Source organism: Vibrio salilacus (assembly GCF_002811245.1).
Classification (GTDB): Bacteria; Pseudomonadota; Gammaproteobacteria; order Enterobacterales; family Vibrionaceae; genus Vibrio; species Vibrio salilacus.
Map to the genome: position 1 here is coordinate 68,478 of NZ_NIVQ01000015.1, position 20,973 is coordinate 89,450.

Genomic DNA, 20,973 nt, shown 5'->3' on the forward strand with positions numbered 1-20,973 from the left:
CAGTGATGAACTGACTTACTCAGTGTAGCAGGAAACGCATGGTTTTATGTGATGATGAGGTGAATTATACATCCGATTCAAGCTGTTGAAGTAAAATGACGGCTTGAGTGCGGTTTTTTACATCTAACTTACGGAATATTGCCGTCATATGGGCTTTTATTGTGGCTTCAGATACATTGAGTTCGTAAGCAATTTGTTTGTTAAGCAAACCATCAGAGAGCATTCCTAAGACTTTGTACTGTTGTGGCGTTAAAGTGGCAATTTTAGTCGCTAAATCCTTGCAAGCCGCATGGTTAGTGATCGAACCTTCAGGAAAGAAAGGTTCGCCATTGAGGACTTGATTGAGCGCACTGACCAGCTCGCGCATGTCACTTGACTTAGGAATAAAACCAAACGCACCATGGCTTTTTACTTGAGTGACGACCGTTGATTCTTCACTGGCTGAGACAACCACAATCGGCAAGTCAGGGTATTCTGCGCGCAGGTGAATTAAGCCAGACATACCATTAGCGCCTGGCATTTTCAGATCAAGCAGTAGTAAGTCAGGGTCGTGATCTTTTTTCAACAGTGTCAGCAGTGCGTCTAGTGAGTCGGCTTCTAACAAGTTCGCGCCGCTGACCGCCATATGCACCGACTGAAACAGGGCATTGCGAAACAGCGGGTGATCATCGGCGATGATGATGGTGTAGGTCGAATCCATGACGTTAACTACTTATGAAGGTATGGTTAATAGAATTATTATCAGCTTTACGATTGTGGACAATAATTATTCGCTAAAAGTCTGAACTGTATCGGGTTTTATTAGCAATATTGCATATAAATACATAGTGAGTAAGAAATGGCGTGAGCAAGGTGGAGTGGATATGGGAGGCCAGTTCAGCGCCACGGTCAGTGATCATGGCGCGAATGTAGAGTTATCGTTCTAGCTCAGTATTATAGATTGTGGTCGTTTAGATGCGCTAAGAAGGTCGTGGCATTCATAAAGCCAGTGATGCGCCCATTCACCACTCGTGAGCCATCTGGCGCCCAGAACTCGATGGTAGGTAGACCGAGTACCTGCATTTCTTTAAGTAGAGCAATATCCTCCACTTGGTTGCGTGTGACATCAGCTTGGAGTAAAACAAAGTCCTTGAGCCTGAATTCGACGTCTGGCTGGTGGAAGGTGTATTTTTCAAACTCTTTACACGCCACGCACCAGTCGGCATAGAAATCGAGCATCACCGGCTTACCAGCTTGTTTAGCGTTAGCGAGTTGCTGTTTCAGTTGTTCAACATTACTGACTTTAATGAACTCAATTTTGCTTTGTGATTGGCCAGTTGGCGGCGAAAAATAGTAGTGCAACGCAGGTTGTGCCGACGCGAGCAATCCGAGCACGGCAATAATACCAATCACGCTTTGCTTCCAACCGCCAAATGGCAGTGAGTTTTTGACATGATACAGCCAGCCAAATGCCGCTATACCCAGTGCTGACCATAAACCGGTAGCCCAAAGACTTGGCAAGATACGCTCAAGAAGGAAAATGGGCGCAGCAAGGAGAATAAAGCCAAACAACGTTTTCACGCGATCCATCCAATTGCCCGCTTTAGGCAGCAGTTTATTACCAAATACGGCCACCAACATCAGTGGTATACCCATACCCAATGCCAGAGCGTACAAGGCGATGGCCCCCGTAAGGAGATCGCCGCTTTGTGCGACATAGAGCAGTGCGCCTGACAGAGGAGCGGTGGTGCATGGTGAGCAAACTAAGCCCGATATCGCCCCCATAGCAAACACACCCAACGAACTGCCACCGCGCTGTTTACTACTGAGGTTACTGAGCCAAGTTTGTAGGCTGCTCGGTAACTGAATGGTATATAAGCCAAACATTGACAGTGCGAGTGCGACAAACAGCACACTCAAGCCTATCAAGACGTAAGGGTGTTGCATGGCAGCTTGAAATTGCAGCCCTGCCGACGCAACCACCAAACCGAGCAATGTGTAGGTTAACGCCATACCTTGTACATAAACAAAGGCTAGGCCAAGTGCACGGCGATGGCTGAGCTTTCCTCGGCCTAAGACAATACTGGTTAAAATCGGATACATCGGCAGCACGCACGGAGTAAACGCCAGGCCAATGCCTAATGCTAAAAACAGCAGCGGCGTCCACCAGCTATCACTTAGTTTAGAAGCAAGGTTTGCTTCGCTCGATTGCGGTGACGATGTTGATGGCGCTGGTGTTTGGACAACTGGCGCTGCTTGCGCCGTTTGGTTGCTCGTCAGTTGATCTGAGTCGGCAAACTCAAAGCGAGTAATATCAACCACACGCGTTTCTGGTGGGTAGCAAAATCCCGCCTTAGCACAACCTTGGTATTGGACAATTAATCGAGCACCTTGCTGATAATCGCTCAATGGCACTTCAATAAACAGCGGCGTGGTGTAAATGTTGACCTCGCCGAAAAATTCGTCTTTGTATGGCAAGCCATCGCGCATCTCGATATCGCCAAGGGTGACATTTTCACCGCTCACTGAAATACGATGTTGATAGAGGTAGTAGTCGTCTTTTATCTGCCAATCGAGAAATATGCGATTGCCTTGTTGCAAGGCGTTAAAGCGAAACGCCTCATCGACAGCCACGAAGGTGTTGTTGTTATTGGCAAAACTTGGTGCTGAGTTGCTATTACCAAATAACGCCATCGCAGGCGTAGAGAGAAAGCTAAAACACAACAGGAGTAAGGAAAAGGCGAAGCGCATAGAACCGTCACAAGAGTTAAATTTGAGTCATGTTAACTCAATCAGACAGGGAGAAGGGCAAATAAGTTTCAACTTCGGTGAAGAAAATTCACCTAGATAATCGTTATCTTTGAGGCGCCATCTCCAAATCAGGATCGAGGTGGCGCATGGGGCTGAGGTTAGACAACGCCCAAACGTGCGCGCACGACACGTTCGCAAGCATCGATGTTGTCGGTATCTTTGGGGATGACGAGCACAGTGTCATTGCCGCCCACGGTGCCAAGAATTTCAGTATGAGGATCGATGTCGACCAAGCGGGCAACCAGTTGGGCGCTACCAGGGTGCGTTTTTACGACCACCATCGCTTGGTTATGGGTAATAAATTCGATTTGTGATGAGATCGAAGAGCCAACACGCACCGGGGCGGTTTCAACCGTAATGCAGTAGACTTTTTTGCCGCACGCGTTTTGTACCTTAATCACTCCCAGCTGCGAGAGCAATCGAGAGACGGTGGACTGACTAATGCCTTCAAAACCAATATTGACCAAGGCTTCGCGTAGCTCGTTCTGAGTGCTAAAGCTCTGTTGTTGCAGTAGACGTTTACAGGCCGCTGTGAGTGTTTTGTCTTCATTATAATCAACGGTGGTTGCGTTTAGAGTTTCACTCATTGGAACTCCTCAATAAAACATGACGTAGGATGATTCGTCCATGTAACTATCAGCACATAACTCCATATAAATGCTGTGGGATGTTGAGCGCTTATGCCAATCTAAACGTGTATTGACTGGGTCTAATTGGTATCACTTCTACGGTGATTCTTAAGCCTTCGCATATTAACACCAAACCTTATATAGCTTTGTGAAAGCGATCGCCAAACAAACAACGAGTTATCGATTATTTTGTTAGATAGAAATGCTGGGTAAAAGGGGATATTTATTCTCCGCAAAGAATAAATATCCAGTCATGAGTGACAGCTCTAGGAGAGACGTAAGTGGTTGTGGGCTAGCGAGCTTCGGTCATGATTTCGCGTGAGAATACTTTTTCACAATAGTGGCATTTAAGCTGCACAGTGTCCTGATTTTGCTGCACCTTAAATTTGCTTTCTACCGGTTCGCCATGAGAAATACAGTTACTGTTCGGGCATTCGAATACGCTGGCAATCGTTTCTGGGAGTGCAAGATTAAGCTTGTTGACTACTTGGTACTCTTCAATCTGATTAACCGTCGCTTTGGGTGCATACAGTGCCAATTGATTGGCTTGTTCTTTGGTCAGGTAGACATTTTCAATCTTGATCAAATCTTTGGCGCCAAGCGCGGAAGATGGCAGATTAAGACCAATGGTGATGCGCTCATTGGTTTTGTGCATTTTGAACAGTTTAAGCACTTTAATCCCAATATTGGCAGGAATATGGTCGATAACAGAGCCGTTACGAATCGCTTCTACTTGAAGTTGAGTTTGTTTCACCATGATGATTCTCCTGCTAATTAAAGTGTGTCATTAAGGACAAGGGCGAGTAGCGCTTCACGAGCATAGACGCCATTTTCCGCTTGCTCGAAGTAGTAAGCGTGCTTGGTTTTATCAACATCGGTGGTGATTTCATCGACACGAGGAAGTGGATGAAGCACCTTGAGGTTGTCACGCGCTTCGCTCAGCATTGCCGCCGTTAAGATGAACGCTGACTTGATATGGGCATATTCTGACTCATCAAAGCGCTCTTTCTGTACCCGTGTCATGTAAAGAACATCCAATTCAGGAACGACTTCCTCGATGTTACTGTGCATGCTAAACGCAATGCCTGCCTCTTCTAACTCTTCGCAGATGTAGTCTGGCATCGCTAGGGCTTCTGGGGCGATAAAGAAGAAACGCACATTGTTGAATTTTGCTAGCGCTTGAGTGAGTGAGTGCACGGTGCGGCCATATTTCAGATCACCCACGAAAGCCACGTTGAGGTTGTCGAGTGTGCCTTGAGTCTCGTAGATCGAAAACAGATCGAGCAGCGTTTGAGTTGGATGCTGGTTTGCACCGTCTCCACCGTTGACAATCGGTACGCCATTTGAGAATTCAGAAGCCAAGCGTGCAGCGCCTTCTTGTGGGTGGCGCATCACGAATGCATCTACGTACGACGCGATCACTTGAACCGAATCGGCAAGCGTTTCGCCTTTTTTCGCTAGGGATGTGTTGCCGCCGTTATCAAACCCAATCACGCTACCGCCCAAACGCTGTACTGCGGTTTCGAAAGAGAGGCGAGTGCGGGTCGACGGCTCGAAGAAGCAGCTGGCAACAACCTTATTCTTTAGTAGCTCAGGGTTCGGCTCTGCCTTTAAACGTGCAGAAGTGTCAATAATAAGCTCAAGCTCTTCACGGCTGAGCTCTGGGATAGAGATAATGTGCTTGTTAAATAACGAATGCGCCATAGCTGTATTCCTCATCGTAAATGACAGACAAAAAAAAGCCCCCTAAAAATAGGAGGCTAGTAAAGGATCGGTGGAGAAAAATGAAACAGTAAACGTCCCTGATTTAGGGCGCGTTAGGTAACAACGATAGGTTGTTAATGGCTGCGACATTGATGTACTCCTAGACAAATTGCCGAGGATTATACGGACAAAAACCACCAACGCAAGCGTTTGCGCAAAGTATCCATTAATTGGATTTTTATGCGATTTTAGCTGATTTTAGCTATAACTTTTTAACCGTTGCCAGATCTTACTTCGGAGCGCTTTGGGGAAGAATTTAGCGTTTAAGTGATGGAAAAAAATGCGGATTTTATTCAGTGCGTTTTTGTACGCCGCTAAACGCCACCCGCATTTCCCTGCCAAAATACTCATCGATTGTCACGTATTGTGCGTCAATCGAGAGTAATCTTGTTGGCCATTTCCTGTTTGGCGAATGGCCATGAAGACTCGATAATTTAGTCGCCTAGAGTAGCAACCATTACAGCTTTGATGGTGTGCATGCGGTTTTCTGCTTCGTCGAATACGATAGAGTGTTTAGACTCAACCACTTCGTCTGTCACTTCCACACCGTCTTTCAGTTGTGGGTATTCCGCCGCAAGCTGTTTGCCTACCGTGGTATCTTCACCGTGGAAAGCAGGCAAGCAGTGCATGAACTTCACATCTGGGTTGCCCGTTGCTTTGATCATGTCCATATTGACTTGGTAAGGCATCATCATATTGATACGCTCAGCCCATGCTTCTTTCGCTTCGCCCATTGATACCCATACGTCAGTGTAGAGGTAATCACAGCCTTGAACCCCTTCTTGTACGTCTTCAGTTAGGGTGATTTTAGCCCCAGTTTCTACGGCGATTGCGCGACATGTTGCCACTAGATCTTCTTCTGGCCAGAATGCTTTTGGTGCGACAAGGCGAATGTCCATACCCATTTTCGCCGCGCCAACCATAAGTGAGTTACCCATGTTGTTACGCGCATCACCTAGGTAAGCAAATTTCATTTCGTGTAGCTGTTTACCACGGCCGTGTTCCATCATAGTTAGGAAGTCAGCTAGGATTTGAGTTGGGTGGAATTCGTCTGTTAGGCCGTTCCATACTGGCACACCAGCGTAGGCGCCGAGCTCTTCTACGATCTCTTGACCGAAGCCGCGGTATTCGATGCCATCGTACATGCGGCCAAGCACACGTGCTGTATCTTTCATTGACTCTTTGTGACCAATTTGAGAACCCGATGGGCCTAAGTAAGAAACTTGAGCGCCTTGGTCAAAAGCTGCAACTTCAAATGCACAACGTGTACGAGTTGATGTTTTCTCGAAAATCAGCGCAATGTTTTTGCCTTTTAGACGAGGTTGCTCATAGCCGTTGTATTTCGCTTTTTTAAGTTCCGCAGAAAGATCCAAGAAGTGTTGGATTTCACGTGGAGTAAAGTCTAGTAGTTTTAGGAAGTTACGGTTGCGTAGATTAAAAGCCATGGTGTTATCCTTTTTATCGTTTGGCGCTTTCTTGGTTGCAGGGAAAAGAAAATAAGAAAGCGCTGTTAAAATGAATGATTGGTATTGCTAAACTTTGTCATTAACCTTTAGTGATGTTGGTACCCGCTGTGCCTTGCAGAATACGCAGACCATCTTGCAAAGAGCCGATACCGACCACTTTGCCGCCTTGATTGATAAACTCACATGACGCTTCAATTTTTGGTCCCATAGAGCCTGCATCGAATTGGTATTGCGCCAGTTCGCTTGGTGTCGTGCTGCGTAGGGCGTGCTGTGTTGGCTTGCCCCAATCAAGATAAACCGCGTCTGCGTCAGTGAGGATTAGCAGAGCATCAGCATTGAGCTGTTTGGCAAGGAATGCAGCCGACATGTCTTTGTCGATCACCGCTTCAACACCCACCAGTTTGCCGTTTTCGCGTTTCACCGGAATACCACCGCCGCCAGTACAGATAACAAGGTGACCGGCCTCGATTAATTTAGTGATCGCATCGTGTTCGATGATGCCCGTTGGCTGTGGGCTTGGTACTACACGACGGAAGTGCTTGCCGTCTGGCTTGATTGTCCAGTGATACTTCTCTGCCAACTCGCGAGCTTCCGCTTCTTGATAAATAGGACCAATGGGTTTGGTTGGGTCGGCAAACGCGGGATCATTAGGATCGACAGTCATTTGTGTCAACATGCAAGTCGCGTTGACGTTTGGCATCTGGTTTTTAAATTCTTGCATCAGCATGTAACCGATCATGCCTTGTGTTTCGCTGCCAAGGACATCAAGCGGGTATGGTGCGACTTTCTTGTATTCCAAACCTTGCAGGGCAAGCAAACCAACTTGTGGACCATTACCGTGTACCAGTACCACGTTGTATTCTTTGGCGATTTCAGAAATCGTTTTTACGGCGACTTCGATGTTTTGGCGCTGTACTTCAGCTTCAAGTGGCTCACCACGGCGAAGCAAAGCGTTACCACCTAGTGCGACAACTACCGTTTGTTTAGTCATTGTTTGAATCTCTCTAAAGGGGCTGGAGCAGACACTATGATCGTTAGCTCCAGCCTGTAAGTACTGAATTAGATACCATCACGTTCGATTGGGCAGCTCATGCAGCGAGCGCCGCCGCGACCGCGACCGAGCTCATCACCTGGGATAGGAAGTACGGTGATGCCTGCTTTGTCGTATTTTTCGTTGGTGTAAGTGTTACCCTCGTAGCCGACAACCACACCGGGTTTGACGGTGAGAACGTTGTTTGCATCGTTCCACTGCTCGCGCTCTGCGTTGAAGTTGTCACCACCTGTGGTGATGAGGTTTAGCTTGTCGACACCGAGTGCTTTTTCAATCGCAGTCACGAAGTAGCCTTCTTCTTTAATGTTGACTGTGCCAGATTGATCGCCAGTTAGGCTCCAGCATTTAACATCTTTACGTACTACTTCAGGGTAGACAGAGAAAGTATCTTCACGCATATGTGTCATGACCGTGTCTAAGTGCATGCAAGAACGGTGTTTCGGTAGCTCCATGGCAATCACTTGTTTGGCTTGACCATGTTTGAATAGGCTTGATGCCAAGTGCTCAACGCCTTGTGCCGTTGTACGTTCAGACATACCGATAAGAACCGCGCCTTTACCAATAACCAGTACGTCGCCGCCTTCGATGGTTGAGTTGTCATAGTTCACTTGCTCGTTGTCACCGAAATATTTAACGAAGTCTTGACCAGCAAAGCTTGGATGCCAGCGGTAGATAGCGCGAACATGGTTGGTTTCACGTTGGCGAGCCGCTTTTGCCATTGGGTTGATAGAAACCCCACCGTAAACCCAGCATGAGGTATCACGTGTAAATAGATGATTTGGTAGTGGTTCAATGATGAAGTCGGTTGGAGCGTGTAAGCCTTGCATCATAGATGATGATTTCATTGGCATTTCAGCGTATGAAAGACCGCCAGTGAGGATTTTGGCCAGTTCTAGGTTGGGTAGGTCGCTTAGGTAACAACGCACATCGTTAGCGAACGTTTTACCCAAACGGTAATCAGAAACTTGCTGGTTGAGTAGCCAATCTTTGGCTTCGGCGACGGCGAGCGTGTCTGCCAACAAGTCGGTTAATAGTAACACTTCGACACCTTGGTCGCGCAGCGTTTGAGTGAATACGTCGTGCTCTTCACCTGCACGTTCAACTGCCAATACGTCATCAAATAGCAAATCGTGACAGTTAGATGGGGTTAGGTGAGTCAGAGCTCGTCTAGGACGGTGTACCAGAACGCGACGTAATTGACCGATTTCAGAACCTACGTATAACTTACTCATGATCGTATCTCTCTTATTTATAATCAGTTTCATTTTTAAAAAAAACTAATATTTAATTTGTAGGGAATATAAAGTGTGAATTTATTTATTCACTTATTTTGTGTCTGAAATTCATATTACGCTTGTTGGTGGGGGAATCTTAGAGGTCAATCACAGAACGTTTTTTAAGCCTCAGCCCTTTCAGTGTAAGGGTTTTAACAATATCTATGCAGTTGTTACTTTACTGTAAACCCCCTAATTAGCCGCTTGTTGTGGAAGTTTATGCAGCGAAGTATGCATTGGCCTAGATAAGTAATAAAACGTAGGAAGAATATTCAATAAAAAATGACTAATAATATAATTAATAAAATGGAAATATGCACTCAAACTCCCTAGATAAGTGATTTTGATGGGCGAATTAATCGTTTGGTAACAAAATAAATGCTAATAATTGTTGTCTAGGTCACATATCAACATTTGTCGATATTAAATATTTTAAAGTGAGTTGATAAATATAATTCATTAGCAGAAGTAGTTTTTCTAATTGGAATGGGATTTGATTTATTTATCAACATTCTAAAACGTCATTGTTTTGTTGAAAGAATACGCCCTTTAAAGGCCCAATAATTGCGCCTCTAAACCCATTAAACACAAAAAAGCCGCACTAGGCGGCTTTGAGAGGGGCTCACTTCCTGTGAGCGAGAGTTAGGAAAAGAATCGGTTTAGAGAAGCGCACCAACGCTAAGTATTACGACACAGAACAGAGTCAAAATAGCCAGTAACGGTGCGACCCATTTTACCCAACGTACGTAAGGAACTCGTGCGATAGCCAAGCCGCCCATCACGACAGCGGACGTCGGTGTGACCAAATTCACTAGCCCAGATGCAGATTGGTACGCTGTGACGACTAAGTCACGGCCAACGCCAGCAAAATCCGCGAGGGGAGCCATGATTGGCATGGTCAGTACCGCTAGGCCTGAACTTGAAGGAACAAGGAACGATAGCACTACTTCTAAGAAGAACATCACATTGATGAACACCACGGACGATAAACCAGTAACCATTTGCTCTGCTGAGAACAAGATAGTGTCGGTAATCATGCCGCGATCCATGACCACGACGATACCACGCGCGATACCAATGATCAGTGCCACACCCAGTAGGTCGCGAGCGCCATCAATAAAGCTGTTGGTAAAGTCTTCTTCGCTCATTCGAGCAACTAAACCTATTATGATGGTTGACGCAAGGAACATGGCTGAAATTTCTGCCATCCACCAGCCTGCAACCGATACACCGTAAATCATCACAGCGAAAGAGGCGCCAAATATACTCAGGATCAGTTTGCGTGTTGCGGTGAACTCAAGACGTTCGCCAGTTTGGTTGCCCAAGAAGTGCGCTTTGTTCTCTTCGTACTTGTCGTAAACCACCGATTTAGATTGATCTTGACGAACCATGCGGGCATAGCGCATGACGTAAGCGACACAGATCACCCAGCCAATCAGAAGGGCAATCACACGTAGTACGATACCATCGGTGAAAGGGATACCTGCCGCGTTGGCCGCAATGACGGTTGCAAAGGGGTTGATGGTTGAGCCCAGAGTGCCAATCCCTGCGCCAAGTAACACGGTTGCTGCCGCGACCAGTGGGTCAAATCGAGCCGCCATCATCACAGGCACTAATAAGGTGTAGAAAGGGAGGGACTCTTCCGCCATGCCATAAACGGTACCACCAGCGGCAAAGAGTGCCATTAGAATCGGGATCATCAACTCTTCCCGACCTTTGAGCCGATCCGTGACTCGTTCGATACCGGCATCAATGGCGCCTGTTTTCGTCACTAGGCCAAGGAAGCCACCAATGATTAAAATGAACAGTGAGACATCAATCGCGGCGGCTTCGTAGCTGTTGTGATCATAGAAGCCATCAATCGGCGCGAGTAGCACATCGATAATACCTTGAGGGTTGCCATCAACAGGTTGGTAGGTTCCGGTTACCGGAACTTCACGGCCTAGATCGTCGTTCATTACGCGGTCATATTGGCCTGCGGGAACAATCCAAGTCAACATTGCGACTAGCGCAATCAGAACAAAAAGAATGGTGTAGGCTGAAGGGAACTTAAAGTTGGCAAAGAAGCCGCCTTTTTTCTCTTCGGTCGTTACAGTTTGAGTTGTCATAGCGATCTCCTTACTTTTATCTATATACCAATAAATAAAAGTGAATCAGCGACTAATAGTTATAAAATAAATAACTCGTTGTAGAGTAAGTTATTGGTATTAGGGATTAATTTTGGGGGTTTTAATCACCCTTTGGCTCTATTTTAAAAGCAATGCTAGGTACGTAACTTTGGTGATCTTCACAAAAAATAAGTACTGGATTTAGGTGAGAAGTCGTGGTGATAAATACAGCGATTATTTGTTTGAAATAGACGGATTAATATTCCCCAAAAATACCTGGTTACTAGGTTTTAATACGAATTTCTCGCGCGGGTGAAAATTATGCGGAATTTTATTCAAAACAGAGAATTTAAATGCATTAAAATCTTTTGGCCACTTTATTGATTAAAATCAAAAATAGACTGTGAGCTGGGTTTTATTTAATTTGGTAAAATAAAAAGGGAGCCGAAGCTCCCGATTTTTGTTGTTGCTATCTCCTTCCTACTTGAAGCTGCAGCGGTGTTGGCTACGTTCGTTCCCCTCCAATCACATAGTCTATCTATGCTCATGGGAATTCACTCTTGCCGCCTTCCTGAAAATCCAATTAGTTTGGGTATATATTAGAATGCAAGGCTAGTGAACAGGAGGCCAAAGCCAATACTAAAGAACATACTAAGTAAACCTGGGAGCATAAAGCTGTGGTTAAAGATATATTTACCGATACGCGTGGTACCTGTGCGGTCAAAGTCTATCGAGGCGATGATTGGGCCATAATTTGGAATAAAGAAATAACCATTAACCGCAACGAAAACGGCAATGATGATGGCAGGTGGTAGCCCAAGTGCAATGGCAACAGGGACTAAAACTGCTGTGGTGGCGCCTTGGCTATTAACCATAATGGAAAGTGCAAACAATGCGAAAGCAAATGTCCATGGGGCGACTTCAACCAGACCTGACACGGCCTCTTTTACCATCGCACCATGCCCGCTAATGAAAGTGTCACCTAACCAAGCAATACCGAAGATAGCGACGATGGCACGCATACCTGCATGAAAGACAGACCCCTGACTTATGGCATTGCCATTTGGCTTACAAATCAAAATAATTAAAGCAGCGATAGACAGCATCACAATTTCAATCGTGTGCGCCATTCCCATTGGAGTGCCATCGAATTGAGGGCGTAAACTTGGTAATGCGCCCATAACGACCACAGTCAGTGCACCAAATAAAAACAGAGCGACTGACTTTTTGGCTTGTGGCGTGATCTGAATTTCTTCGATAGCGACTTCTTGTTCCATCTCTGCTTTAAATTCAGGATCTTGCAGGCGACGTTGATATTCAGGGTCGTCTTTTAATTCAACACCGATTTTATTAACAAACAAACACGCGCAGGCAAGGCCAAGGAAAGTACTTGGGATGGTAATCATCAGTACACTACCTAGCGTTATTCCCTGAGGCTCTAAAAAAGCAACCAGAGCGACAACCGCTGCCGCAATAGGGCTCGCTACGATAGCAAACTGTGATGCAATAACGGCCATTGCAAGAGGTCGCTCAGGACGAATACCGCTTCGGCGGCTCACTTCTGCAATGACGGGCAGAACAGAGTAAGCCACATGCCCTGTACCGGCTAGCATGGTGAAGAAATATGTCACTAATGGGGCGATAAAAGTAATATGGCGAGGATTGTTGTGCAAAATTTTTGTCGCTATCTTGATCAGATAGTCGAGACCGCCGGCAGCTTGCATTGACGCTGCGGCCGCGACAACGGCCATGATCATTAACATGACATCAATCGGAGGGCTAGTGGGCTGCATGCCAAAGAGAAAACTCAATATTGCCAGGCCGATACCTCCCATGACACCAAGCCCGATACCACCGATCCTTGCACCGATTAGGATACATCCCAATACAATAAGAAACTCAATTAAGAACATCTTTTTACTCCTAAAAATAATGTGAAATAGTGGCGTTCTATCCGTTGATATGGGCGCCGTAAATAAAATAGCGCCATGATCTAAAACAAAATTGTTGTCTTTATTAGCGGCTAGAAAGCAAAAAGGCCCTGAATCAGGGCCTTTGAATTATTCGTAGCGTTTCGCTTTATAGGTTGGGTGCATAAAGTTCTCAACGGAGAGGATCTCATCGAGTTCTTCTTCTGTGAGTAAGCCGCGTTCTAAAACCACTTCACGCACGCTTTTACCTGTTTCAGCACAAATCTTGCCGACAATGTCACCTTCGTGGTGGCCAATGTACGGGTTAAGGTAAGTGACGATACCGATAGAGTTGTAAACGTAGTTTTCGCACACTTCTTTGTTCACGGTAATGCCGTCGATACACTTATCACGTAAGTTGATACAAGCGTTTGATAGGATTGAGATCGACTCAAACATGCTTTGCGCAATGACAGGTTCCATCACGTTAAGCTGAAGCTGACCACCTTCAGCTGCAAATGAAATGGTGTTGTCGTTGCCCAAAACCTTAAAGCACACTTGGTTAACCACTTCAGGAACCACAGGGTTGACTTTGGCAGGCATGATAGAAGAACCGGCTTGCAGCTCTGGCAAGTTGAGTTCGTTGAGGCCCGCGCGAGGACCTGAAGAGAGTAGGCGCAAGTCGTTACAGATTTTAGACAGTTTTACCGCGAGACGTTTTAGTGCGCCGTGGGTCATTACGTAAGCGCCACAATCTGATGTCGCTTCAATCAAATCTTCTGCAGGGACCACATCTAAGCCAGTGACTTCTGCAAGATGTTTGACGGCCGCGGCTTGGTAACCTTGCGCTGCATTCAAGCCAGTACCAATTGCTGTTGCACCTAGATTGATTTCAAGCAGTAGTTTTGACGTATATTCAAGGGCACGAATCTCTTCGTTTAAAGTCACCGCCCAAGCGTGGAACTCTTGGCCAACGGTCATAGGCACAGCATCTTGTAGCTGAGTACGACCCATCTTCAAGATGCCTTTAAATTCTTGGCTTTTAAGTTCGAAAGCACCTTTAAGGTATTCAATCGCTTCAATCAGTGTGGCGACACTGTTGTATACCGCAATGCGGAAACCAGTTGGGTAAGCACAGTTGGTTGATTGACTTTTGTTGACGTGATCATTGGGGTTGATGAACTGGTATTGGCCTTTTTCTTTGCCCATCAGCTCAAGTGCTAGGTTCGCAATGACTTCGTTGGTATTCATATTGACTGAAGTCCCCGCGCCGCCTTGGAAAACGTCTGAAGGGAACTGATCCATGCACTTACCTGTTTCAAGCATCAGGTCACACGCTTCAAGAATATAATGAGCGACATCTTTTGGGATCACGCCGAGTTCGTTATTGGCCAGCGTAGCCGCTTTTTTAGTCATAACCATGCCGCGCACAAACTCCGGTACATCGGAAATGGTCATGTTGGAGATATTGAAGTTTTCCATCGCGCGCAGGGTATGAATGCCGTAATAAGCGTCAGCAGGGACATGACGTTGGCCGAGTAAGTCTTCTTCAATACGAGTCGCTTGATTCGCCGTTTTAGGGGCATCAGTTAGGGTAGCCATACAGGATCCTTAGAGATTTATTCTGATATTAAGGTTTGCTTCTAGCCATTCTGTAGTTTAAGAATCCATTCGGCAGAATTTTTGGCTGTATAATCCGTCCTGACTTATGTGGCACATAATACTGTACCTAGCGCATAAAAATAGTAACTTGATCACCTTTTTTGCTTTTATTTGGTGAAAGATTTGCAAACTATGAACAGGGCATGAATATCCCTTTAGTAGTACTTGTATCGAACGTTATGATTGCGTTGTCGACACGAATTTTTACCGCTTTAATTTGAGCTCATTACCCAGAGCACGTACACTGAGTTCAACAAAGGAGGGCGTGTGTTTCCTATCTTACTTTTGCTATTTATTTTCGTTCCTATCATTGAAATAGGTCTATTTATTCAAGTCGGTGGTTATTTGGGGCTGTGGCCTACCATCGCTTTAGTTTTGCTCACGGCGTTTGCCGGTGCGTCGTTGGTCCGCAGCCAAGGCTTGCAAACCTTAATGTCGGTACAAACTCGGATGCAGCAAGGTGAGTTGCCCGCGCAGCAGATCTTTGAAGGCGTGATGTTAGCGGTGGCGGGTGTGTTACTGCTTACGCCAGGTTTTATGACTGATGCATTGGGTATGTTAGTGCTACTGCCAGCACCTCGCGCCGCGATCGCCAAATACTTGATGACTAAAATGGTGGTGAAATCGGTCGGTGGTGGTTTTCACGGCAGCTTTCATGGTGAGCAATTTGGTCCACGTCCGTTTGAACAAAACCCATTTGATCGTGATAACTCAAATCAAGGGTCGACCTTTGAAGGGGAGTATGAGCATAAAGATAAAGACGACGATGAGCGTAACCGCTTAAACTAGTCGATAACTTCTGCTGGTCATTTAAGGCGCATTGTATGCGCCTTTTTTGATCGCGAGCATAAAACTACAGGCAGAGTAAAGACTCTATTCATTAGCTAAAGCTTAATTAACTCAAGGTGATAGTCTTAAATTTAATACTTCTGTTATCATCAAATGTTGAAAATTTGACCACGCTTCAATTATTCACCATATCTATGAGATCGAAATCTCACTGTCACTGAATGTAATTTTTAGTTTCATAAAAAACATCAACACTGTGCATGGTTTTTAAATAAGTAATCATACGAAAAGTGATTTGGAACACGCTTTCTGGTTGTTGTTCAACATTGGAAGCGATTCAGGATGGATAACATGAAACAAAAATTAACTCCAACGATACTCGCGGCAGTGATCGCCGGTGCGCTTTCGTCTCCAGCAATGGCGGACATCATCATCTCTCAATATGTAGAAGGTGGCAGCAACAACAAAGCGGTTGAGATTGCCAATACGGGTGATAGCTCGGTCTCTCTTGATGGCTATGAGCTGGCTAAATCGACCAATGGAAACGGTGAGTGGGGCAGTAAGTTGTCGCTCAGTGGCCAAGTTTTAGCAGCGCAAAGTGTGTTGGTTATAGCGCACACCAGCGCCAATGATGACATCAAAGCGGTGGCCGATATACTCAATGGTGCAGTGGCTGGTTTTAACGGCAATGATCCGGTGGCATTGCTCAAAGATGGCGCAGTGCATGACCTGTTAGGTGATATGGGCGGGGCGGATTTCGCTAAAGACACCACGCTCGTACGTAATTCAGATGCGATGAGCCCTTCTTCTTCTCACAATCTAGCGCAATGGTCATCATTGGCTAAAGACAGCATTGAAGGTTTAGGCACACTCGATGGCGGCACAGCGCCCGAGCCGTTTGCTTGTACCCAAGATGGCCAAACGCCAACCTTTACTTCAATTCAAGATATTCAAGGTGCAGGGGATACCTCGCCCTTCATCAGTGGTTACCCATACATTACCGATCAAGAGTTCTTTGTTAAAGGCGTCGTAAGTGCCGTGACAACAGGCTTAACCAAAGGTTTCTACCTGCAAGCACTGACCGATGATTACAACCCAGAGACCTCTGAAGGTTTGTTCGTCCACACTAATCAATCGAGCTCTGAGCTACAAGCGGGCGACGTGGTGTGTGTGAAAGGTAAAGTGCAGGAATACTACAATTACACCCAGCTTAAAGCCGAGAACAACAACTGGGTTAAGCAAGGTGAACAAGCGGTACCAAGCGCGACAGACATTGAAATATTAGCCAGTGACGCCAATTTTGATCGCACTCTAGAGCGTTACGAAGGTATGCTAGTCCGTACCACGGAAGCGCTTGATATGCGCGTCACTCGCACTTTCGGCTACGATTACGCGTCGCGTCGCAACAACATGGTACTGGCACAAGGTCGTATCAGCATGCAGCCAAACCAGAATTTTGCCGCAGGCTCTGAACTGGCAAAACTGCAAAGTATCGAGAACGCACAGCGCCGCCTATACGTTGAGTCAGATGCGAAAGCGGCCAATGGTCAAATTCCTTACTACCCACAATTTGGCCGCAGCGACATTGATCAAGACGGCTCAACCGAAGACTACATCCGTGTCGACGACACCATTGTTGGCCTCGAAGGGGTGATTACCTACAGTTACGGTGATTATCGTCTTATCCCAACCAGTACGTTGACCAGTGAAAGTTTTGTTCGCAACGATCCTCGTACGAATGAGATCGAGATGAAAGAGGGCGATCTACGTATCGCAACCTTTAACGTATTGAACTACTTCAACTCGCCGTTTGGTGGTGATGCTAACCAACATGGTAATAACCGTGGTGCCAATAGTTTTGAAGAATTTGAAGTACAGCAGGCTAAGATTGTTAACGCCATCTTGCGTCTTGATGCGGATATCATTGGCTTAATGGAAATCGAGAACAATGGTTTTGGTGACAGCGGCGCTATTCGCCAACTGGTTGAACAGCTTAACCAACACATTGATGCTAAGAAAGATCGCTACGCGTTTGTCAGCGTCGACAGTAATGGCGATAAAGTGGCGGATGAAAATGACTCTATCGGTACTGATGTGATCACCACTGGCGTGATCTACCGTCCAAAAGTGGTCAAGCTTAAAGAGTCACGTGTGATCGCGATGCCAAGCCAACAAGCTCCAGAGGTGCTAGACGACAAAGGTAAAGTGCTGGAAGACGGTAAGAACTACCAACGTGATTCACTGGCACCAACGTTTAAAGTCAAAGGCAGCAAAGAGACCATCACGGTTGCGATTAATCATTTTAAATCGAAAGGTTCGAAGTGTTGGGAAGATGCCGCACCGATTGATCAAGGCGGTCAAGGGGGCAAAGATCTCGATAAGCAAGGCTCGTGTGAGAACTTCCGCGTTGCCGCGGCAGTCGCTCTGGGGGATGCATTAAAAGAGATCGACGGTCATAAAGTGATCTTGGGTGATATGAACTCATACGGCATGGAAGACCCAATGCTGGTGCTAACGGATTACAGCCAAGAGAAATACGGTAAAACCATCAAAGCAGCACGTAACACTTATATTAGTGGCGAGGCTCAGTACGGTGATGAAGGTGCGGTGATCAATCACAACTACGGTTACATCAACGCAGTAGCAAAAGCACATCCAAACAGCTGGAGCTACTCGTTTAACGATGAAGTGGGCGCGCTCGACCACTTGTTGATTAGTCCAAGCTTAGAGAAGCACTTTGTGGATGCCACAGACTGGCACATCAATGGTGGTGAGTCGACCTTGTTTGACTACAACGATGAGTATAAAGGCGACCTGCCTAAGTACAGCGATCACTTCCGTTCATCAGACCACGATCCTGCGGTACTTGAATTGAAGATGGGTGGCTCTTTTGGCATCGGTGCCATGATGTCGCTGTTCGGCCTAGCGCTGTGGCGCCGTCGTAAGTAATGCGTTAATAAAATTAAGCCGTCGCACTCTGCGACGGCTTTTTTAATAATCGAATTATAAATAACAATAACCATATAAATAAAAATTAACGGGGTCAGGTCTTGCCTTTTGCCCTTTGGGTTTGTTGGCGGGTGGTTTAATTTAGGTATTTGGTGTGGTTTTTTCAGGGAGAGTAAATGAGCCGATGATTAAGGGGCGAATTGGCTAATCCGTTATATCACGTGATTCACGGGGCAACTGCATTGTGTCAAAACGCAAGACCTGACCCCGTAGTTTCATTGATCTTCTCTCACACACTGATTATTCGTTACTTGATAAAGTCATGAAAGTATTGGGAAATAGTGCTGAAGGATTGGATTTATTTGTCGAGCGAGTTCAAGAAAGAACTGTCAATATTCAGGCTGAATATTCACTCAAAGAGCAAAAAGACGCGATAATTTTGGCAATCAAAGCTGAACTAAAAATCGAAGAAGTGAAGCAAGAGAAAGACAAGGCAGAGATCACTCCCTTGGCCCAGTTCGACAGCAAAGGTATGTTTGCTCGCAAGCGAGTAAAAGGCCGTAATTTCTCGTACGAGTTTGGGCGCCTGTCGAAAGAGTTACAGAAAGAGTTAGATGAGGCAATAACGGGCGTGCTAGCCAAACAAAACATCGAGTAAGACTAAGCCAGCGAAATGCTGGCTTCTACTATCACACTTCTACCATCCGCTGTAGTGACTCATAACTGGACAAATATCATTTTCGTAAAATTGAACATTAGCAATTAATGAGTAACTTCGAGTATTGAAAAACGGTTTTGGGAGAGTTAACGCAGCACGACGTGTACATACGCTTACAGGGTGTTGCTTACGCCAAGAGCGTGAAAGACAATTTAATCACACAAGCTAGGGTCTAAAACATAGGTCCGACTTGAGTATTTTAGAGTGAGTTGCTTTTCAGAGAAGCATTCTATATAACCATGCTCAATGATCCCACTTTTGATTGTACCATCCAACCAAAACGCATAGCTTAAAGTGCCGAAGAAAATTATGCCTGTGATCAGCCGACCAAGAGGAGTTGAAAAACAGCCTTTGATTAAGGCTTCACTAAATGGGTGAACCAAAAAAATAGGAAGTATGACCGCAAAACCAAATATAAGAAAACCAAGAAAAGGAGCAATGTTGTTCATCATGCTATCTACCTTGATTTTAGGAAGCGAACCTAGTAGATGAGTCAATGTTAAGATTTCATTGATTTGCTCGTAGCTCAACCAGCACATAACAATCATTACAGGCCACGCTATAAGAACTTTTAGCCAGCGGCGTAACTTCAATCTTCGATTGAAGTTTGCATTAGAAACCATCGATAAGTTCCTCTACTTGTCTTTTCATTGGCTCAGTAAATTCATATTGTTCATCCAATTTAGATATTTCGTTACCAATCAAAAAGGCACTAATTGCAAAAACTCCAAGCGTTACTGCTGCTGGGATAACAAATGCCGTACTAAAAATAGTCGCACCAAGGAGTGTTGCTCCCTGAGCCAAAACTCCAGCGGCAACGCCTTTCGTAACATCCGCAGTAAACTGACCGACTACTTCACCCAATGTTTTTTCATCATGTAACACGTAATCCACAGCATTTACCGCCCCACTAAAAACCAATTCAACGTAAATATTACCTTTCAAAAAGCTAATATTTCCTTGAGCCGTATTCAGGGCGTAGCCCATCTTGAGCATCTGGGGAGTTGCTTCTTTCCAACGAACGCCGAGATCCAAATATCGAGGCTTATAGTCTTCGACCACAATATTCGTCACACCGTTTATGTTGACCGCTTTGGCTGTAGCGCCCAATCCTCCCAGTTCTTTAGCCACTTCATAAGCGCCTTTAAGGCCAGAAGCCACCCCTGTATAATCCTTACCCGTAGAAAGCTGTCCATGCGTATCTTTTTGAAATAAATCAAGATATTCATTAGCTTCAGCTATGGTGAGTACGGCAATGCTAATATTGTTTTGCTGAGACAGATCCCATTGATATTTTTTAGTCAGCTTTTGTAAGTCTTTGTTCCACTCTTTTTCTGTGAGTTGATACGCTGAATTAGCCGCACGTCTATTCGCTAAGGTTTCAGCTCTTTGTTCTGCATATCGTTCTTCATTTGCTTGTACATAAGCCCAAGTTTTTTCGGATTGGGTTACTTGTTCTGCGCGCTGTTTGGCTATACGTTCCTTCATTGATAAAGGAGCTGGTTTTTGCGGAGGGGGAGTATCGCCTTCTAACCAACGGGTGTTATCTCTAATCATGTAATATATTCCTCTTAATAGCGCATATACTACATGACTCTGTTACGGGGCAAAAACTTGCTCGAATCCAGCCAGTTAGAGATGAGACTTACTCCCACGATCTCTAGAAATTTTGTCAATATTCAGGCTGAATAAAAAGAAAATTAACGGGGTCAGGTCTTGCCTTTTGTCCCAGGGCGACCGCATGAGTGTCTATATTTTCACCACATGACTAAAACTAGCGCTTAATACGGCCTCTAGCATGGTTGTGTTCATCATGCATCGCTTTTGTTTACCGACAATGCTTAGCTTAGTTGGCTCTGCTCG

Annotated in this window: 15 protein-coding genes and 1 pseudogene; 3 read left to right on the plus strand and 13 right to left on the minus strand. The window is 45.6% G+C overall.

The genetic code is table 11. The features are described 5' to 3' along the window. Positions 1 to 64 precede the first annotated feature (64 nt). The 11 genes from CDZ87_RS11565 to aspA form a co-directional block, all read right to left on the minus strand. Positions 65 to 700 (minus strand): response regulator transcription factor, encoded by a 636-nt coding sequence (locus tag CDZ87_RS11565; RefSeq protein ID WP_100753692.1) that lies wholly within the window; start codon positions 698 to 700, stop codon positions 65 to 67. A 233-nt stretch (positions 701 to 933) separates the two neighbouring features. Continuing rightward, positions 934 to 2,730 (minus strand): protein-disulfide reductase DsbD, encoded by a 1,797-nt coding sequence (locus CDZ87_RS11570; protein WP_100753693.1) that lies wholly within the window; start codon positions 2,728 to 2,730, stop codon positions 934 to 936. A 158-nt stretch (positions 2,731 to 2,888) separates the two neighbouring features. Beyond that, complete coding sequence (locus CDZ87_RS11575) at positions 2,889 to 3,377, minus strand: arginine repressor (protein ID WP_100753694.1); 489 nt, start codon at positions 3,375 to 3,377, stop codon at positions 2,889 to 2,891. A 334-nt stretch (positions 3,378 to 3,711) separates the two neighbouring features. Next, the gene (pyrI, locus tag CDZ87_RS11580) at positions 3,712 to 4,176 is read right to left on the minus strand and encodes an aspartate carbamoyltransferase regulatory subunit (RefSeq protein ID WP_100753695.1); all 465 of its coding nucleotides are present in this window, start codon (positions 4,174 to 4,176) and stop codon (positions 3,712 to 3,714) included. A 17-nt stretch (positions 4,177 to 4,193) separates the two neighbouring features. Further along, a complete protein-coding gene (pyrB, locus tag CDZ87_RS11585) occupies positions 4,194 to 5,123 on the minus strand; it encodes an aspartate carbamoyltransferase (protein ID WP_100753696.1) in 930 nt (309 codons plus the stop codon). Positions 5,124 to 5,617: 494 nt separating this feature from the next. After that, positions 5,618 to 6,628, minus strand: a complete 1,011-nt coding sequence (locus tag CDZ87_RS11590; protein WP_100753697.1) for an ornithine carbamoyltransferase — start codon at positions 6,626 to 6,628, stop codon at positions 5,618 to 5,620. A gap of 100 nt (positions 6,629 to 6,728) precedes the next feature. Then, complete coding sequence (gene arcC, locus CDZ87_RS11595; protein WP_100753698.1) at positions 6,729 to 7,640, minus strand: carbamate kinase; 912 nt, start codon at positions 7,638 to 7,640, stop codon at positions 6,729 to 6,731. A gap of 68 nt (positions 7,641 to 7,708) precedes the next feature. Next, positions 7,709 to 8,932, minus strand: a complete 1,224-nt coding sequence (gene arcA / locus CDZ87_RS11600) for an arginine deiminase (protein WP_100753699.1) — start codon at positions 8,930 to 8,932, stop codon at positions 7,709 to 7,711. Positions 8,933 to 9,633: 701 nt separating this feature from the next. After that, positions 9,634 to 11,082 (minus strand): YfcC family protein, encoded by a 1,449-nt coding sequence (locus tag CDZ87_RS11605; RefSeq protein ID WP_100753700.1) that lies wholly within the window; start codon positions 11,080 to 11,082, stop codon positions 9,634 to 9,636. Positions 11,083 to 11,681: 599 nt separating this feature from the next. Beyond that, positions 11,682 to 12,995 carry an anaerobic C4-dicarboxylate transporter family protein gene (locus tag CDZ87_RS11610; RefSeq protein WP_100753701.1) on the minus strand — a complete coding sequence of 438 codons (1,314 nt, stop codon included), beginning with the start codon at positions 12,993 to 12,995 and terminating at the stop codon, positions 11,682 to 11,684. Positions 12,996 to 13,142: 147 nt separating this feature from the next. Continuing rightward, positions 13,143 to 14,594, minus strand: a complete 1,452-nt coding sequence (gene aspA, locus CDZ87_RS11615; RefSeq protein ID WP_100753702.1) for an aspartate ammonia-lyase — start codon at positions 14,592 to 14,594, stop codon at positions 13,143 to 13,145. Between the two features lie 327 nt (positions 14,595 to 14,921). On the opposite strand from aspA, the gene CDZ87_RS11620 reads away from it, so the two are divergent. From CDZ87_RS11620 to CDZ87_RS11630, 3 genes and pseudogenes are all read left to right on the plus strand, one after another. Beyond that, complete coding sequence (locus tag CDZ87_RS11620; RefSeq protein ID WP_100753703.1) at positions 14,922 to 15,443, plus strand: FxsA family protein; 522 nt, start codon at positions 14,922 to 14,924, stop codon at positions 15,441 to 15,443. A 351-nt stretch (positions 15,444 to 15,794) separates the two neighbouring features. Further along, positions 15,795 to 18,392: an ExeM/NucH family extracellular endonuclease gene (locus tag CDZ87_RS11625; RefSeq protein ID WP_100753707.1), complete on the plus strand. Its 2,598-nt coding sequence runs from the start codon at positions 15,795 to 15,797 to the stop codon at positions 18,390 to 18,392. A 286-nt stretch (positions 18,393 to 18,678) separates the two neighbouring features. Further along, positions 18,679 to 19,050: pseudogene (locus tag CDZ87_RS11630) on the plus strand (ParB family protein); the annotation flags it as partial. Between the two features lie 212 nt (positions 19,051 to 19,262). On the opposite strand, the gene CDZ87_RS11635 reads toward CDZ87_RS11630, so the two are convergent. Together CDZ87_RS11635 and CDZ87_RS11640 are read right to left on the minus strand one after the other, a co-directional pair. Continuing rightward, on the minus strand, positions 19,263 to 19,733 hold the full coding sequence (locus CDZ87_RS11635; protein ID WP_100753705.1) for a hypothetical protein: 471 nt from the start codon (positions 19,731 to 19,733) through the stop codon (positions 19,263 to 19,265). Continuing rightward, positions 19,723 to 20,667: a hypothetical protein gene (locus CDZ87_RS11640; protein ID WP_245834701.1), complete on the minus strand. Its 945-nt coding sequence runs from the start codon at positions 20,665 to 20,667 to the stop codon at positions 19,723 to 19,725. The genes CDZ87_RS11635 and CDZ87_RS11640 overlap by 11 nt, the downstream gene beginning before the upstream one ends. Positions 20,668 to 20,973: the final 306 nt, after the last annotated feature.

Excerpts from the sequence above, each read along its gene's own strand:
- CDZ87_RS11565 (WP_100753692.1), bottom strand. The coding sequence starts at position 700 with ATGGATTCGACCTACACCATCATCATCGCCGATGATCACCCGCTGTTT.
- CDZ87_RS11570 (WP_100753693.1), bottom strand. The coding sequence starts at position 2,730 with ATGCGCTTCGCCTTTTCCTTACTCCTGTTGTGTTTTAGCTTTCTCTCT.
- CDZ87_RS11575 (WP_100753694.1), bottom strand. The coding sequence starts at position 3,377 with ATGAGTGAAACTCTAAACGCAACCACCGTTGATTATAATGAAGACAAA.
- pyrI (WP_100753695.1), bottom strand. The coding sequence starts at position 4,176 with ATGGTGAAACAAACTCAACTTCAAGTAGAAGCGATTCGTAACGGCTCT.
- pyrB (WP_100753696.1), bottom strand. The coding sequence starts at position 5,123 with ATGGCGCATTCGTTATTTAACAAGCACATTATCTCTATCCCAGAGCTC.
- CDZ87_RS11590 (WP_100753697.1), bottom strand. The coding sequence starts at position 6,628 with ATGGCTTTTAATCTACGCAACCGTAACTTCCTAAAACTACTAGACTTT.
- arcC (WP_100753698.1), bottom strand. The coding sequence starts at position 7,640 with ATGACTAAACAAACGGTAGTTGTCGCACTAGGTGGTAACGCTTTGCTT.
- arcA (WP_100753699.1), bottom strand. The coding sequence starts at position 8,932 with ATGAGTAAGTTATACGTAGGTTCTGAAATCGGTCAATTACGTCGCGTT.
- CDZ87_RS11605 (WP_100753700.1), bottom strand. The coding sequence starts at position 11,082 with ATGACAACTCAAACTGTAACGACCGAAGAGAAAAAAGGCGGCTTCTTT.
- CDZ87_RS11610 (WP_100753701.1), bottom strand. The coding sequence starts at position 12,995 with ATGTTCTTAATTGAGTTTCTTATTGTATTGGGATGTATCCTAATCGGT.
- aspA (WP_100753702.1), bottom strand. The coding sequence starts at position 14,594 with ATGGCTACCCTAACTGATGCCCCTAAAACGGCGAATCAAGCGACTCGT.
- CDZ87_RS11625 (WP_100753707.1), top strand. The coding sequence starts at position 15,795 with ATGAAACAAAAATTAACTCCAACGATACTCGCGGCAGTGATCGCCGGT.
- CDZ87_RS11635 (WP_100753705.1), bottom strand. The coding sequence starts at position 19,733 with ATGGTTTCTAATGCAAACTTCAATCGAAGATTGAAGTTACGCCGCTGG.
- CDZ87_RS11640 (WP_245834701.1), bottom strand. The coding sequence starts at position 20,667 with ATGATTAGAGATAACACCCGTTGGTTAGAAGGCGATACTCCCCCTCCG.